Here is a 14,575-nt window from a genome sequence, read left to right as displayed (position 1 = left end):
AAACTACCATGTCATTGATTCGTCCGGCATTTGTGCTATTTATTCTGTTAACCCTGCTCACTGGCGGCCTGTATCCGTTGCTGACTACCGCCTTAGGGCAGTGGTGGTTCCCGCAGCAGGCTAACGGCTCGCTGATCCAGATCGACGGCGAAGTGCGCGGCTCCGCGCTGATCGGGCAGAACTTTACCGCAGCCGGTTATTTCCACGGCCGCCCTTCCGCGACGGCCGAGGTGGCGGATAATCCGCTGGCCTCTGGCGGCAGTAATCTGGCGGTCAGCAATCCGGCGCTGGATAAAGCGATTAGCGAACGGGTACAGGCGTTACGCGCCGCGAACCCGCAAGCGAACCCAACGGTGCCGGTCGAGTTGGTTACCGCATCGGCCAGCGGGCTGGATAACAACCTGACCCCTGCCGCGGCGCTGTGGCAGGTACCGCGCGTCGCTAAAGCGCGCAATCTCAGCGACGCGCAGGTGAAACAGCTAGTGGATCAGGCGACGCAAAAACCGTTGCTCAGTTTTCTCGGTCAACCTGTGGTAAATATACTGCAACTGAATATGGCGCTGGATGCCCTAAAGGATTAATCAATGAGTGACGAGCCGCTGCGTCCGGACCCTGACCGTCTGCTGCAACAAACCGCTGCGCCGCATCGCGGCAAGCTGAAGGTGTTTTTCGGCGCCTGCGCCGGGGTGGGCAAAACCTGGGCAATGCTGGCGGAAGCGCAGCGGCTGCGCGCTCAGGGGCTGGATATTCTGATCGGCGTGGCGGAAACCCACGGCCGCAAAGATACCGCCGCCATGCTGGAGGGGCTCAGCACCCTCCCGCAAAAACGCATTTCCCATCGCGGACGCTACGTCCATGAATTTGACCTTGATGCCGCGCTGGCCCGCCGTCCGGCGCTGATCCTGGTGGACGAACTGGCGCACAGCAACGCGCCGGGTTCGCGCCACCCGAAACGCTGGCAGGACGTCGAAGAGCTGCTCGAAGCCGGTATCGACGTCTTCACCACCGTCAACGTCCAGCATCTTGAAAGCCTCAATGACGTGGTCAGCGGTATTACCGGCGTGCAGGTGCGCGAGACCGTCCCCGACCCCTTCTTCGACGCCGCCGATGATGTAGTTCTGGTGGATTTACCGCCGGACGATCTGCGCCAGCGCCTGAATGAGGGCAAGGTGTACATTGGCGGCCAGGCCGAACGCGCCATCGAAAACTTCTTCCGCAAAGGTAATTTGATCGCCCTGCGCGAGCTGGCGCTGCGCCGTACCGCCGACCGGGTAGACGAACAAATGCGCGCCTGGCGCGACCGCCAGGGGCAGGAAAAAGTCTGGCACACCCGCGACGCCATTCTGCTGTGCATCGGCCACAACACCGGCAGCGAAAAACTGGTTCGCGCCGCCGCCCGGCTGGCGGCCAGGCTCGGCAGCGTCTGGCACGCGGTATACGTGGAAACCCCCTCGCTGCACCGTCTACCGGAGGCCAAACGGCGGGCGATCCTCGCGGCGCTGAAGCTGGCGCAAGAGTTAGGCGCCGAAACCGCCACCCTCTCCGATCCATCGGAAGAAAAAGCGGTACTGCATTACGCTCGCGAACATAACCTCGGCAAAATTGTGATTGGTCGCCAGGGGGAGCGACGCTGGTGGGAACGAGCCGGATTTGCCGACCGTCTGGCGCGCCGCGCCCCGGACCTCGATCTGGTGGTGATCGCGCTGGATGAAAAACCGGCTTCTCTGCCCGCCCGCGCGAACGACAACCGCACGGCGATCGATAAGTGGCGCCAGCAGTTGAAGGGCTGTCTGCTGGCCGTGGCGCTGTGCGCCATTATCACCGTGGTTGCCATGCAGTGGCTGATGGCCTTTGAGGCCGCCAACCTGGTGATGCTCTATCTACTGGGTGTGGTGATAATCGCTCTGCTGTATGGCCGCTGGCCATCGGTGCTGGCGACCTTTATCAACGTCATTAGCTTCGATCTCTTTTTTGTCGCCCCACGCGGTACGCTGGCGGTTTCCGACGTCCAGTATCTGCTGACGTTCGGCGTGATGCTGACCGTTGGTCTGGTGATCGGCAATCTGACCGCCGGGATGCGTTACCAGGCGCGGGTGGCGCGTTATCGCGAGCGACGTACCCGGCATCTGTATGAAATGTCGAAAGCGCTGGCGGTCGGACGCAGCCGCGAAGATATCGCCGCCACCAGCGAACGCTTTATTACTTCCACTTTTCAGGCCCGCAGCCAACTACTGCTGCCGGATGAGAACGGGCAGCTGCAGCCGATGACCCAGCAATCCGGCGTTTTCTCGTGGGATGATGCGATTGCCCGCTGGAGTTTTGATAAAGGCCAGCCAGCCGGGGCCGGCACCGACACTCTCCCCGGCGTACCATATCAAATTCTGCCGCTACAAAGCGCCGCCCGCACCTGGGGGCTGCTGCTGGTCGAACCGGAAAATCTGCGTCAGCTGATGATCCCGGAACAACAGCGACTGCTGGAAACCTTTACCCTGCTGGTGGCCAGCGCCCTTGAGCGCCTGACCCTGACCGCCAGCGAAGAGCAGGCGCGCTTGACCAGCGAACGCGAAAGCCTGCGCAACTCACTGCTGGCCGCCCTCTCTCACGATCTGCGGACGCCGCTGACGGTCCTGTTCGGCCAGGCGGAGATCCTCACTCTCGATCTGGCCAGCGAAGGTTCGAAGCACGCGCCGCAGGCCAACGAAATTCGCCAGCACGTGCTCAACACCACCCGGCTGGTGAATAATCTACTGGATATGGCGCGTATCCAGTCCGGCGGTTTTAATCTGCACAAAGAGTGGTTAACCCTCGAAGAGGTTGTTGGCAGCGCCCTGCGTATGCTGGAGCCTGGGCTTGGCGGCCAGCGCATCCAGCTGTCGCTGCCGGACCCGCTGCTGCTGGTCCACGTTGACGGCCCGCTGTTTGAACGGGTGCTGATCAATCTGCTGGAGAACGCGCATAAATACGCCGGCGCGCAGGCGCAGATTGGCATTCACGCCGAAGCGGATAGGCAGCAGTTGATCATTGAAGTCTGGGATAATGGTCCTGGGATCCCGGCAGGCCAGGAACAGGCTATCTTTGATAAATTCGCCCGTGGTAATAAAGAGTCTGCTATCCCCGGCGTCGGCCTGGGGCTGGCCATTTGCCAGGCCATTGTCGAGGTGCACGACGGTAGCATTACCGCCAGCAACCGTCCGGAGGGCGGCGCCTGTTTCCGTGTTACACTGCCGCGAGAAGCGCCCCCAGAACTGGAAGAGTTAACCGAGGAATTGTGATTAACGTTTTAATCATCGAAGACGAACACGCTATCCGCCGCTTTCTGCGCACTGCGCTGGAAGCTGACGGCATGCGCGTATTTGAAGCCGAAACCCTGCAGCGCGGGCTAATCGAAGCCGCCACCCGCAAACCGGATTTAGCGATCCTCGATCTCGGCCTGCCGGACGGGGATGGTAATGATTTTATCCGCGAAGTCCGCCAGTGGAGCCAAATGCCGATTATCGTGCTGTCGGCGCGCAGCGAAGAGCATGACAAAATCGCCGCCCTTGACGCCGGCGCCGATGACTACCTCAGTAAACCGTTCGGCATTGGTGAACTGCAGGCGCGGCTACGCGTCGCGCTGCGCCGTCACGGCAGCGCGCAGGCCGATGAGCCGGTGGTGCGTTTTGCCGATATTAGCGTCGATATCCCCGCCCGCCGTATCGTGCGCGGCAGTGAAGAAATTCACCTGACGCCCATCGAGTTTCGCCTGCTGGCGGCGCTGCTGAACAATCCGGGCAAAGTGCTCACCCAGCGCCAGCTTCTGAATCAGGTATGGGGGCCTAACGCCGTCGAACACAGTCACTATTTGCGGATTTATATGGGGCACTTACGGCAAAAACTGGAGGTTGACCCGGCGCGGCCGCAGCACCTGCTGACCGAAACCGGGATTGGCTATCGCTTTATGCCCTGAAATTCGCCTCTGCAGTACCAGAGAGTGGCGATTTTCAGCCCTTCAGAGAGCAGCAGGAAGCCTGCCAGGATCGCTAAATTCCTGACGCCGGCGGCTTGAATCAGCCACAGACCCAGCGACAGCGAAGGCTGCATAAATACCAGCCTGAGCGGCGCCTGCCCCCAGGCCAACCACAGCGCATAGCGGCTCTGACGGAAAAATAGGATCATCGACAGCGGAATGCTGATAATCAGCAGAACATTCAGCGGGTACAGCCAGGCCGCCGCTGCGCCGTAAGTGTGCAGCAGCTGAAGATACGCCAGTAGATCGTCGTAGAAAGGAAGACGGCGGTGGGAAATATTCCACCATAAGAATTGCAGGACGAAAAAGAGATCCATCCACGCCCAGAACAAAAAAAGGGACTTCCGTTGTAATTTCATCGCATTCCTTGCGAAAAAAATCAGGCCCGCAGGGGGGCCTGATGCTGATAGGACAATCAGGCGTTTTTCAGCACTTCGCTGACAATCTCTACCGCTTCTTTTTCAATTAGCTTGCGATGCTCTTCGCCAAGGAAGCTCTCGCAGTAGATTTTGTAGGCGTCTTCGGTGCCTGACGGACGGGCCGCAAACCAGCCGTTGTCGGTCATCACTTTCAGCCCGCCGATAGAAGCGCCGTTGCCCGGCGCCGCGGTCAGACGCGCGGTGATCGGATCGCCCGCCAGCGTATCGGCGCTCACCATTTCCGGCGAAAGCTTAGACAGCGCCGCTTTCTGCGCGGAAGTGGCGGAGGCCTGCAGACGGTTGTAGCTCGGGGCGCCAAAGCGTTGCGCCAGCTCGTTATAGTGCTCCTGCGGGTTCTTACCGGTGACCGCGGTGATTTCAGCCGCCAGCAGGCACATGATGATACCGTCTTTATCTGTGGACCACGGCGTGCCGTCGAAACGCAGGAACGATGCCCCGGCGCTCTCTTCACCACCGAAGCCGAAGCTGCCGTCGAACAGACCGTCAACAAACCACTTGAAGCCTACCGGCACTTCCACCAGCTTACGGCCCAGATCGTTAACCACGCGGTCAATCATCGCCGAAGAAACCAGCGTTTTACCAACCGCAACATCTTTGCCCCACTGTGGGCGATGCTGGAACAGGTAGTTGATAGCCACCGCCAGATAGTGGTTCGGGTTCATCAGCCCAGCCGGAGTCACGATACCGTGACGGTCGTAATCCGGATCGTTGGCGAAGGCCAGATCGAACTTATCGCGCAGCGCCAACAGACCCGCCATTGCACACTCGGAGGAGCAGTCCATACGGATCGCGCCATCTTTATCAAGGTGCATAAAGCGGAACGTCTGATCGACCTGATCGTTGACGATGGTCAGATCCAGCTTGTAGTGTTCGCCGATACGTTTCCAGTATTCGATACCCGAGCCGCCCAGCGGATCGACGCCCAGTTTCAGGCCCGCTTTCTGGATAGCCGCCATATCGACGATATCCGCCAGCCCTTCAATAAACGGCTGCACCAGGTCCTGCTCTTTTACGTGGCCGGACGCCAGCGCGGCGTCGAGAGAGATACGCTTCACACCCTGCAGACCGGCGGCCAGCAGTTCATTAGCGCGGTTCTCCACTACTTTCGTCACGTTGGTATCAGCCGGGCCGCCATTTGGCGGGTTGTATTTGATACCGCCATCTTCCGGCGGGTTGTGCGATGGCGTGATCACAATACCATCCGCCAGCGGGCCGCCTTTTTTGTTATGCACCAGAATCGCGTTGGAGACCGCCGGCGTCGGAGTGAAACCGTTGTTTTCCTGAACGATCACATCAACACCGTTCGCCGCCAGCACTTCCAGCACGGAAATGAATGCCGGTTCGGATAAAGCGTGGGTATCCTTACCCACGTAGCACGGGCCGGTGATGCCGTTTTTCGCGCGGTTTTCCGCAATCGCCTGCGCAATCGCCAGAATATGCTGCTCATTGAAATTGTGGCGCCCTGCGCTACCGCGATGGCCGGAGGTGCCGAACTTAACCGCATGCTCCGCATTACCCGCTTCCGGCTTCAGCACATAGTACTGAGCGGTCAGCTGGGCGACGTTAATCAAATCACTCTGTTGTGCCGGCTGACCCGCACGTTTATCGATTGCCATTGCCTGATCCTTCTGGTGCAAAGTTTAATTAACTAGATCGTGCCGCAAACCTTTTCAATCAGCTCCGCAGGGAACTGCATTGATTGCATGATGTGTTCGATCATGCTGCATTTACGGCCGGTATTAGTATTGGTGATAACCCACCACGGCGTACCAGGAACCTGTTTCGGTTTGGTCTGATTACCGCTTTTCAGCAGCGTCCGTGAATCTTCGGCGAAGTATACGCGGGTGCGCCCGTGCAGAGATTCAGTGGCTTCTGAAAAAGCCTTACTGTCTAACGAGTAAAGCGTAGTCAATACCAGCATGAAGCGGTTAACCGCGCGCTTTTGTTCAGCGTATTCGTCAGATAACAGCAGTTCGCGCATGGCGCGGACTTTATCTTTAACCGGGTTGGCCGGCTTCGCTTCGACGACTGGCGCCGACGCAGGAGCAGCCGCCGGCGCGGCTTTCGCCGCAGGCGCGCCAGATGCAGGCTGAGAAACGGCGGTAAATTTCAGCATGCGCCGTAAAATGTCGGATGCGCTCTCGCCGATATGCAGAGTGTGGCTGGCAATATAGCGGTAGAGCTCATCATCAACTTCGATTGTTTTCATCTTAATCCAGTGCGATTTCTTTGTTTCTGAATACAAGTCGTCGGGATTAACTATCCTTTGTCTTTCACACTACTGCGCAAAAGGCATCAGATAGAGGACAAATCCCAACCGCGAATAGCGTCAAACCAGGATGGCGGTAAAACTCAGAATGCTTCCGGGTCTTGCAGCCTAATGGCAGAATGTCCAACATAATACCCTAACCCGACGGAGCGAAAAAAAGAACTTTGCCATGAAATTAAATAGCCGAGCGCAATCTGCACAAAACCCGCACAATAAATCCCCAATCGTCCTGGTACACGGCCTGTTCGGCAGCCTGGACAACCTTGGGATCCTCGCCCGCGATCTGGTCGCCGACTACGATATATTGCAGGTCGATATGCGCAACCACGGCTTATCGCCGCGTTCGCCGGAGATGACCTACCGCGCGATGGCGCAGGATCTGTTGGATACTCTTGACGATCATCAGATAGAGAAAGCGACCTTTATCGGCCATTCAATGGGCGGCAAAGCGGTGATGGCGCTGACCGCGCTGGCGCCGGATCGCATCGCCGGGCTGGTGGCGATTGATATTGCGCCGGTGGCTTATCACGTCCGCCGTCATGATGAGATCTTCGCGGCGATTAACGCCGTCAGCGAATCCGCCGCCAGCACCCGCCAGCAGGCGGCGCAGGTGATGCGCGAGCATATAAATGAAGAAGGCGTCATTCAGTTTCTGCTGAAATCCTTTGTCGACGGCGCGTGGCGCTTCAACGTGCCGGCGCTGTGGGATCAATATCCGCATATTGTCGGCTGGGAAACGGTGCCAGCCTGGCCGCACCCGGCGCAATTTATTCCCGGCGGCAACTCCCCTTATGTCACCGATGAATACCGCGACGCGCTGCTGGCGCAGTTCCCGCAGGCCCGCGCTCACGTCATTGCCGGCGCCGGACACTGGGTGCATGCGGAAAAACCCGAGGCGGTTTTACGCGCAATTCGCCGTTATCTGAGCACAATTGAAGCCTGAGTGGCTAAAAAACGCCCGACCGCGCGGCATAATGCCTGCGGTCGTTGGCGCAGCGGTTCGCCTGATGTATTATGGCGCGCTATCTGCGCCGGCTATAGCCCGGCAGCTTGTTTCCCCGAAGTCACTCTGAATCATGGCAAAAGAACAAACGGACCGAACGACATTAGATTTGTTCGCAAATGAGCGTCGCCCGGGTAGACCGAAAACCAATCCGCTTTCGCGCGATGAACAACTGCGCATCAACAAACGCAATCAGCTCAAACGCGATAAAGTTCGCGGCTTGAAACGCGTTGAGTTGAAGCTCAACGCCGATGCGGTCGACGCGCTTAATGAGCTGGCGGAAGCCCGCAACATGAGCCGCAGCGATCTTATCGAAGAGATGCTGATGCACCAACTGGCCTGCCTGCGTAACCAGGGCGAAGTCTGAAAAACGCAAAAAAATCGCTTTCATGTAGCAGAGTGTGCACCAGGACGTTATTGCTGTTTCCGCGCCCTTCCCTGTTCTGCTATGATTGCCGTTAACTGTAGGCATAATGCCACTACCACATCATTAAGTTTCAAGAGGTTATTTTACTCATGGCAATCATCGGCATCTTTTTTGGCAGCGACACCGGCAACACCGAAAATATTGCAAAAATGATCCAAAAGCAGCTCGGTAAAGACGTTGCTGAAGTTCACGACATTGCCAAGAGCAGCAAAGAAGATCTGGAAAGCCACGATATTCTGCTGCTCGGCATCCCAACCTGGTACTACGGCGAAGCGCAGTGCGACTGGGACGACTTCTTCCCGACGCTGGAAGAGATCGACTTCAACGGTAAGCTGGTAGCCGTGTTTGGCTGCGGCGACCAGGAAGATTACGCAGAATACTTCTGCGATGCGCTGGGCACCATTCGTGACATCATTGAACCGCGCGGCGCAACCATCGTTGGCCACTGGCCGACCGCGGGCTACCACTTTGAAGCTTCTAAAGGCCTGGCAGACGACGATCACTTCGTAGGTCTGGCGATTGATGAAGACCGTCAGCCGGAACTGACCAACGAGCGCGTTGAGAAGTGGGTGAAGCAGATTTCCGAAGAGCTGCATCTGGAAGAAATCAAAAACGCCTAAGAATCAAACAGCGCAGCTATTAAGCTGCGCTGAATTAATAGATAAAAGCAATCAAACTAATAGCTACAAGTTTTTAACTTTTCATCACATATCTGTACAATGTCCTCTGATTCCACGAGGTCACGTGACACAGTTTGTAGCTGGTAATTCGTTTTTGACAGCTTACAAGGCGCGATGGTTGCAGTTTTCATTTCAGAGTTGCAGCTCTATAATGAGACGCATTACATCGGGTGATTCTCTGTATTGCTTCCCTTTGAAGGAAGCCGATCTTTAGCAACAGGACAGATTCCGCATGACTGACAACAATATCGCATTAAAGAAGGCTGGCCTGAAAGTCACACTTCCCCGACTGAAAATTCTGGAAGTGTTGCAGGAACCGGATAACCATCACGTCAGTGCGGAAGATTTATATAAACGCCTGATCGATATGGGTGAAGAGATTGGTCTGGCTACCGTTTACCGCGTGCTGAACCAGTTCGACGATGCAGGCATCGTGACTCGTCACAACTTCGAAGGCGGTAAATCCGTATTCGAGCTGACTCAGCAGCACCACCACGATCACCTGATTTGCCTCGATTGCGGCAAAGTGATCGAGTTCAGCGATGATTCTATCGAATCCCGCCAACGTGAAATTGCTGCGCAACACGGCATCCGCTTAACCAACCACAGCCTGTACCTGTATGGCCACTGTGCGGAAGGCGACTGCCGCGAAGATGAACATGCCCACGATGCGGTGAATAAATAATTTCCCGTCTCGTTTGTCGTAAAAAGCCAACCTCAAGGTTGGCTTTTTTATGGGCGAAATCCGCCGGCATGCGTATTCTGTCAGAGCATAACGCCTTGTACGGAGAGTCAATATGGAGCTGCGCCAGCTACGCTATTTTGTCCGCATTGTGGAAACCGGCAGTATGGGCCGCGCCGCGCTCGATCTGAATATTGGCGTTTCTGCGCTCAGCCAGCAAATGGCGCGTCTGGAAAATGAACTCGCTATCCGCCTGCTGCAACGGACTTCGCGCGGCGTAATGCCCACCAGCGCCGGCCTCGCATTTTACTCGCAGGCGCAACTGGCGCTACGCCATGCTGACGATGCTATTCTCGCCGCGCGCGAGGCGCGCCTTTCCGGTCACGTCAGCGTCGGTATGGCGCCGAGCACCGCTTCTGTTCTGGGCGTACCTTTTATCAACGCCATGCGCGAAAGCTACGCCGACGTCCGCCTGCACCTGGTGGAGAGCCTCTCCGGCAATCTGGAACGGATGATCAACACCCGCCAGCTCGATTTAGCCATCGTTTTCCAGAAAGAGAAGATCCTGCGCTGGAGCGCCCGACCCATTCTTGAGGAACGTCTGTTCCTGATTGGCGCCCATGACGTGCTGGCGCCGCTGCCCGGCGATAGCATCTCCCCGAACCAACTGGCCGCCATTCCGCTGATTATGCCAAGCCAGGGGCATGGCCTGCGCGGCAGGCTGGACGCTATTTGCCAGGAGCACGCCATCAACGTTGACGTGGTGGCTGAAATCGATGGCCTGGCCCTGCTGATGCGCGCCGTTCGTGACGGGCTCGGCGCCACGCTGCAGCCGGGCGCGGCGATTTCTCATCTCGACAGCCAGGCGCTAAGAGTGATCGGCGTCGATAATCCGGTACTTAGCCGACCGAATTTTCTGGTCAGTCTTTCCGATGACGAACTCACCCCGGCAGGCCTTGCGGCACGGGTAATGCTGGCAAAAGTCATGCGCCAGCTAGTTGAATCCGGCAACTGGCCGGGCGCCAGCCTTTACACACACTAAACCCCCCTTTAGCTTTACGCCATAGCGCCTGCCGCCCCTGCGCCTTACATTTCCATTACAAATTTAACAATTAGTCAAAGCGTAATGGAGCCGATAATGGTGGATGTACTGGTGATTGGCGGCGGCAACGCCGCGTTATGCGCCGCCTTAACCGCCCGGGAAGCAGGCGCATCCGTCCTGCTGCTGGAAGCCGCGCCGCGGGAATGGCGGGGCGGTAACTCTCAGCACACGCGTAACCTACGTTGTATGCACGATGCGCCGCAGGATGTCTTAGTCGACAGCTATCCGGAAGAAGAATACTGGCAGGATCTGCTGCGCGTTACCGACGGCAATACCAACGAAGCGCTGGCCCGTCTGGTGATCCGCACCTCGTCGCACTGCCGGGACTGGATGCGCCGCCATGGCGTTAACTTTCAACCGCCGTTATCCGGCGCCCTCCACGTCGCCCGCACCAACGCCTTTTTTATGGGCGGCGGCAAAGCCCTGGTCAATGCCTATTACCGCAGCGCCGAACAGATGGGCGTACAGATCCGCTATAACACCCCGGTGCAGGCGCTTGAATTACGTGATGGCGAATTCGTCGCCGCGCTGGCGGGCACTGAGCGGATCGCCGCGAAAACCTGCGTACTCGCCGCCGGTGGGTTTGAATCTAACCGCGAGTGGCTGCGCGAAGCCTGGGGGCAAAATGAACGCGGCGAATGGCCTGCAGACAACTTTCTCATCCGCGGCACCCGTTTTAATCAGGGAGTGCTGCTCAAATTTATGATTGATGCCGGGGCCGATATCATCGGCGATCCTTCACAGTCGCACTGCGTCGCCATTGACGCCCGGGCGCCGCTCTATGACGGCGGCATCTGTACCCGCGTTGACTGCGTGTCGCTGGGGGTGGTGGTGAACCGCGATGCCGAGCGCTTTTATGATGAAGGGGAAGATTTCTGGCCCAAACGTTACGCCATCTGGGGCCGTCTGGTCGCCCACCAGCCGGGGCAAATCGGCTATTCGATCATCGACAGCAAAGCCGTTGGACAATTTATGCCGCCGGTATTTCCGGGCGCCCAGGCCAATACCATCGTAGAACTGGCGCGCCAATTGGGGCTGGACGGCGAACGTTTGTCACAGACCATCGCCAGCTACAATGCCGCCTGTACGCCAGGCCAGTTCGACCATACCCGTCTTGATAACTGCACCACCTCCGGCCTGACGCCGCCGAAGACCCACTGGGCGCGGCCTATCGATACGCCGCCTTATTATGGTTATGCCCTGCGTCCAGGGATCACCTTCACCTACCTCGGGCTGTACGTCAATCAACACGCCGCCGTCCACTTTGCCGGTAAGCCGAGCCGCAACCTGTTTGTCGCCGGCGAAATGATGGCCGGCAACGTACTGGGCAAAGGCTATACCGCCGGCGTAGGCATGTCGATTGGCACCACATTCGGCCGCATTGCCGGTCAGCAAGCCGCCCTGGCGGCACAGCAGGAGAAACATCATGAAGTCGCTTGAAAAGCTGATCATCGAGGCGCAAATCATCACCGAGCCGGAAGCGGAAGTCGAACGGGTGATGCAGGTCTGTAACGCCTGCCGCTATTGCGAAGGCTTTTGCGCCGTATTTCCGGCCATGACCCAGCGTCTGGAATTTGGCAAGGCGGATATTAACTATCTGGCGAACCTGTGCCACAACTGCGGCGCCTGCCTGCACGCCTGCCAGTATGCCCCGCCGCACGAGTTTGCGATTAATGTTCCCAAAGCGATGGCGGAAGTGCGGCTGGAAACCTATCAACATTACGCCCGGCCCGCCGCTTTCGGCAGTTTATATCGCCGTGCGGGGATCGCCACGGTGCTGGCGCTGGTCGCGGGTCTTGTCCTGTTTCTGCTGTTGGCGATGGGGCTCAAAGGCTCTCTGTTGCACCCGCCGCTGGCCGGTGATTTCTACCAGATTTTCCCGCATAACCTGCTGGCGTGGATGTTCGGTTCGGTTTTCATTGCGGCCATCGGTTTACTGATGAGCGGGGTGATTCGTTTCTGGCGCGAGATCTCACCGGGCCAACCGCAGGCTGGCGATATCGCCAGGGCCTCACATGATGCGCTGACGTTGAAATATCTCGACGGCGGACACGGTAAAGGCTGTAACGAGGCCGATGACGCCTTCACCCTGATGCGCCGCCGTTTTCACCACTTCACTTTCTACGGTTTCATGCTCTGTTTCGCCGCCACGGTTGTGGCCACGGGCTATCACTATCTCGCCGGTTGGGAGGCGCCCTACCCGTTCTTTAGCGTACCGGTACTGCTGGGCACGCTCGGCGGCATCGGGCTGCTGGTAGGCCCTGCGGGTTTGCTATGGCTGAATCTGCGCCGCTCGCCGCTGCACGGCGACGCGCGGCAAAAACCGATGGATCGCGCTTTTATCCTGCTGTTGCTACTGACCAGTTTTACCGGGCTCGCGCTACTGGCGGGCCGGGACACCTCGTGGATGGGCATTCTGCTCGCTATCCATCTCGGGGTGGTGATGGCGCTGTTTTTAACGCTGCCTTACGGAAAATTTGCCCACGGATTTTATCGCTGTGCGGCGTTACTCAAGTGGGCGATTGAGAAGCGGCGCGGAAAACAGGCGGCAGTCGCAGGCGACTAACCCGCTCCCTCTTACCTCTATAACAACAAGATAAAGACAATGGAGAGCAAACCCTATGACCCAACCAACCTCGCGCGCCGGTACCTTCGGCGCAATTCTCCGCGTAACCAGCGGTAATTTTCTCGAGCAATTCGACTTCTTTCTGTTTGGTTTCTACGCCACCTATATCGCCAGAACCTTCTTTCCGGCAGAGAGCGAGTTCGCGGCGTTGATGCTCACCTTTGCCGTGTTTGGCTCCGGCTTCCTGATGCGCCCCATCGGCGCGGTGGTATTAGGGGCTTATATTGACAGGATCGGTCGCCGCAAAGGGCTGATGGTCACCCTGGCGATTATGGGCTGTGGCACGTTACTGATTGCGCTGGTGCCGGGCTACCAAACCATCGGCGTGCTGGCGCCGGTGCTGGTCTTAATTGGCCGTTTGCTGCAAGGATTCTCGGCCGGGGTCGAGCTCGGCGGTGTGTCGGTCTACCTGTCGGAAATCGCCAAACCGGGGAAAAAAGGGTTCTATACCAGTTGGCAGTCCGCCAGCCAACAGGTGGCCATCGTCATGGCGGCGCTGATTGGCTACGCGCTGAACGAAACGCTGGGTCACGACGAGATTGCAGAATGGGGCTGGCGCATCCCCTTCTTTATCGGCTGCCTGATTATCCCGCTGATTTTCGTACTCCGGCGTTCGCTGCAGGAGACCGAAGCGTTTCTGCAGCGTAAGCATCGTCCCGATACGAAAGAGATACTGACCACTATTGTTAAAAACTGGCGCATCATCAGCGCGGGCACCTTACTGGTGGCGATGACCACCACCACCTTTTATTTTATTACCGTCTATACCCCAACCTACGGCAGAGCGGTACTGCATCTGAGCGCGCGCGACAGCTTGCTGGTCACGATGCTGGTCGGTATTTCTAACTTTATCTGGTTACCGATTGGCGGGGCGCTCTCAGACAAGATAGGCCGCCGCCCGGTGCTGATGGGAATTACCATCCTGGCGCTGTTGACCACCTGGCCGGTGATGCAATGGCTCACCGCCGCGCCGGATTTCACCCGCATGACGCTGGTGCTGCTGTGGTTCTCGTTCTTTTTCGGTATGTATAACGGCGCGATGGTGGCGGCGCTAACGGAAGTGATGCCCGTTTACGTCCGCACCGTGGGCTTTTCGCTGGCATTTAGCCTCGCCACCGCTATCTTTGGCGGGCTGACGCCGGCTATTTCCACCGCGCTGGTCGAAATCACCGGTGATAAAAGCGCGCCGGGCTGGTGGCTGATGTGCGCGGCGCTATGCGGATTCGCCGCCACCGCCATGCTGTTCATGCGTCTAAGCCGCGGCTATCAGCCGGCGGAAATACCGCGTTAAAATAGCCACGGGCGGAGTGTGCGCTCCGCCCGTTTTCGCTTAACCGTCT

At 58.0% G+C, this 14,575-nt stretch carries 14 protein-coding genes; 11 read left to right on the top strand and 3 right to left on the bottom strand.

The genetic code is table 11. The features are described from left to right. Positions 1-8 precede the first annotated feature (8 nt). The 3 genes from kdpC to kdpE are packed head-to-tail and all read left to right on the top strand — an operon-like array spanning position 9 to position 3,946. Positions 9-581: a potassium-transporting ATPase subunit KdpC gene (gene kdpC / locus PGS10_RS03595; protein WP_045393015.1), complete on the top strand. Its 573-nt coding sequence runs from the start codon at positions 9-11 to the stop codon at positions 579-581. 3 nt (positions 582-584) lie between these two features. After that, positions 585-3,272: a two-component system sensor histidine kinase KdpD gene (gene kdpD / locus PGS10_RS03590; RefSeq protein ID WP_047068327.1), complete on the top strand. Its 2,688-nt coding sequence runs from the start codon at positions 585-587 to the stop codon at positions 3,270-3,272. Then, positions 3,269-3,946 carry a two-component system response regulator KdpE gene (gene kdpE, locus PGS10_RS03585; protein WP_047049246.1) on the top strand — a complete coding sequence of 226 codons (678 nt, stop codon included), beginning with the start codon at positions 3,269-3,271 and terminating at the stop codon, positions 3,944-3,946. The genes kdpD and kdpE overlap by 4 nt, the downstream gene beginning before the upstream one ends. On the opposite strand, the gene PGS10_RS03580 is transcribed toward kdpE, so the two are convergent. From PGS10_RS03580 to seqA, 3 genes are read right to left on the bottom strand one after another with little or no spacing between them, the layout of a single operon-like run. Next, the gene (locus PGS10_RS03580; protein ID WP_045393008.1) at positions 3,928-4,365 is read right to left on the bottom strand and encodes a hypothetical protein; all 438 of its coding nucleotides are present in this window, start codon (positions 4,363-4,365) and stop codon (positions 3,928-3,930) included. The two genes, kdpE and PGS10_RS03580, sit on opposite strands and share 19 nt — an antisense overlap. Before the next feature lie 56 nt (positions 4,366-4,421). Further along, positions 4,422-6,062 (bottom strand): phosphoglucomutase (alpha-D-glucose-1,6-bisphosphate-dependent), encoded by a 1,641-nt coding sequence (pgm, locus tag PGS10_RS03575; protein ID WP_047049249.1) that lies wholly within the window; start codon positions 6,060-6,062, stop codon positions 4,422-4,424. A 32-nt stretch (positions 6,063-6,094) separates the two neighbouring features. Continuing rightward, the gene (gene seqA, locus PGS10_RS03570; RefSeq protein WP_047049252.1) at positions 6,095-6,655 is read right to left on the bottom strand and encodes a replication initiation negative regulator SeqA; all 561 of its coding nucleotides are present in this window, start codon (positions 6,653-6,655) and stop codon (positions 6,095-6,097) included. Positions 6,656-6,884: 229 nt separating this feature from the next. On the opposite strand from seqA, the gene ybfF reads away from it, so the two are divergent. The 8 genes from ybfF to PGS10_RS03530 all read left to right on the top strand — a co-directional run bounded on the left by ybfF (position 6,885) and on the right by PGS10_RS03530 (position 14,526). Beyond that, positions 6,885-7,658, top strand: coding sequence for an esterase (ybfF, locus tag PGS10_RS03565; protein ID WP_045393004.1), 774 nt, complete (start codon positions 6,885-6,887; stop codon positions 7,656-7,658). A 133-nt stretch (positions 7,659-7,791) separates the two neighbouring features. Beyond that, on the top strand, positions 7,792-8,085 hold the full coding sequence (ybfE, locus tag PGS10_RS03560) for a LexA regulated protein (RefSeq protein WP_015367696.1): 294 nt from the start codon (positions 7,792-7,794) through the stop codon (positions 8,083-8,085). 149 nt (positions 8,086-8,234) lie between these two features. Beyond that, positions 8,235-8,765, top strand: coding sequence for a flavodoxin FldA (gene fldA / locus PGS10_RS03555; RefSeq protein ID WP_015367697.1), 531 nt, complete (start codon positions 8,235-8,237; stop codon positions 8,763-8,765). Positions 8,766-9,057: 292 nt separating this feature from the next. Then, on the top strand, positions 9,058-9,510 hold the full coding sequence (fur, locus tag PGS10_RS03550) for a ferric iron uptake transcriptional regulator (protein WP_015367698.1): 453 nt from the start codon (positions 9,058-9,060) through the stop codon (positions 9,508-9,510). A 112-nt stretch (positions 9,511-9,622) separates the two neighbouring features. After that, positions 9,623-10,549, top strand: coding sequence for a tricarballylate utilization LysR family transcriptional regulator TcuR (gene tcuR, locus PGS10_RS03545; protein WP_045393001.1), 927 nt, complete (start codon positions 9,623-9,625; stop codon positions 10,547-10,549). A gap of 96 nt (positions 10,550-10,645) precedes the next feature. After that, entirely contained in the window at positions 10,646-12,049 is a 1,404-nt protein-coding gene (gene tcuA, locus PGS10_RS03540; RefSeq protein WP_316422452.1) for an FAD-dependent tricarballylate dehydrogenase TcuA, read from the top strand. Continuing rightward, positions 12,036-13,175, top strand: coding sequence for a tricarballylate utilization 4Fe-4S protein TcuB (gene tcuB / locus PGS10_RS03535; protein ID WP_063447454.1), 1,140 nt, complete (start codon positions 12,036-12,038; stop codon positions 13,173-13,175). The genes tcuA and tcuB overlap by 14 nt, the downstream gene beginning before the upstream one ends. Positions 13,176-13,230: 55 nt before the next feature. Then, entirely contained in the window at positions 13,231-14,526 is a 1,296-nt protein-coding gene (locus PGS10_RS03530; protein WP_047049261.1) for an MFS transporter, read from the top strand. Positions 14,527-14,575 lie beyond the last annotated feature (49 nt).

Source organism: Klebsiella sp. 141153 (assembly GCF_032601995.1).
Taxonomy (GTDB): domain Bacteria; phylum Pseudomonadota; class Gammaproteobacteria; order Enterobacterales; family Enterobacteriaceae; genus Klebsiella; species Klebsiella aerogenes.
The sequence above is the reverse complement of the archived record's forward strand: the minus strand, read 5'-3'. Positions and strand labels throughout refer to the sequence as shown.

Bases quoted from the DNA above. Each gene is read 5' to 3' on its own strand.
- seqA (WP_047049252.1), bottom strand. From the start codon at position 6,655: ATGAAAACAATCGAAGTTGATGATGAGCTCTACCGCTATATTGCCAGC.
- kdpC (WP_045393015.1), top strand. From the start codon at position 9: ATGTCATTGATTCGTCCGGCATTTGTGCTATTTATTCTGTTAACCCTG.
- tcuR (WP_045393001.1), top strand. From the start codon at position 9,623: ATGGAGCTGCGCCAGCTACGCTATTTTGTCCGCATTGTGGAAACCGGC.
- tcuA (WP_316422452.1), top strand. From the start codon at position 10,646: ATGGTGGATGTACTGGTGATTGGCGGCGGCAACGCCGCGTTATGCGCC.
- PGS10_RS03530 (WP_047049261.1), top strand. From the start codon at position 13,231: ATGACCCAACCAACCTCGCGCGCCGGTACCTTCGGCGCAATTCTCCGC.
- ybfF (WP_045393004.1), top strand. From the start codon at position 6,885: ATGAAATTAAATAGCCGAGCGCAATCTGCACAAAACCCGCACAATAAA.
- ybfE (WP_015367696.1), top strand. From the start codon at position 7,792: ATGGCAAAAGAACAAACGGACCGAACGACATTAGATTTGTTCGCAAAT.
- tcuB (WP_063447454.1), top strand. From the start codon at position 12,036: ATGAAGTCGCTTGAAAAGCTGATCATCGAGGCGCAAATCATCACCGAG.
- fldA (WP_015367697.1), top strand. From the start codon at position 8,235: ATGGCAATCATCGGCATCTTTTTTGGCAGCGACACCGGCAACACCGAA.
- PGS10_RS03580 (WP_045393008.1), bottom strand. From the start codon at position 4,365: ATGAAATTACAACGGAAGTCCCTTTTTTTGTTCTGGGCGTGGATGGAT.
- fur (WP_015367698.1), top strand. From the start codon at position 9,058: ATGACTGACAACAATATCGCATTAAAGAAGGCTGGCCTGAAAGTCACA.
- kdpD (WP_047068327.1), top strand. From the start codon at position 585: ATGAGTGACGAGCCGCTGCGTCCGGACCCTGACCGTCTGCTGCAACAA.
- pgm (WP_047049249.1), bottom strand. From the start codon at position 6,062: ATGGCAATCGATAAACGTGCGGGTCAGCCGGCACAACAGAGTGATTTG.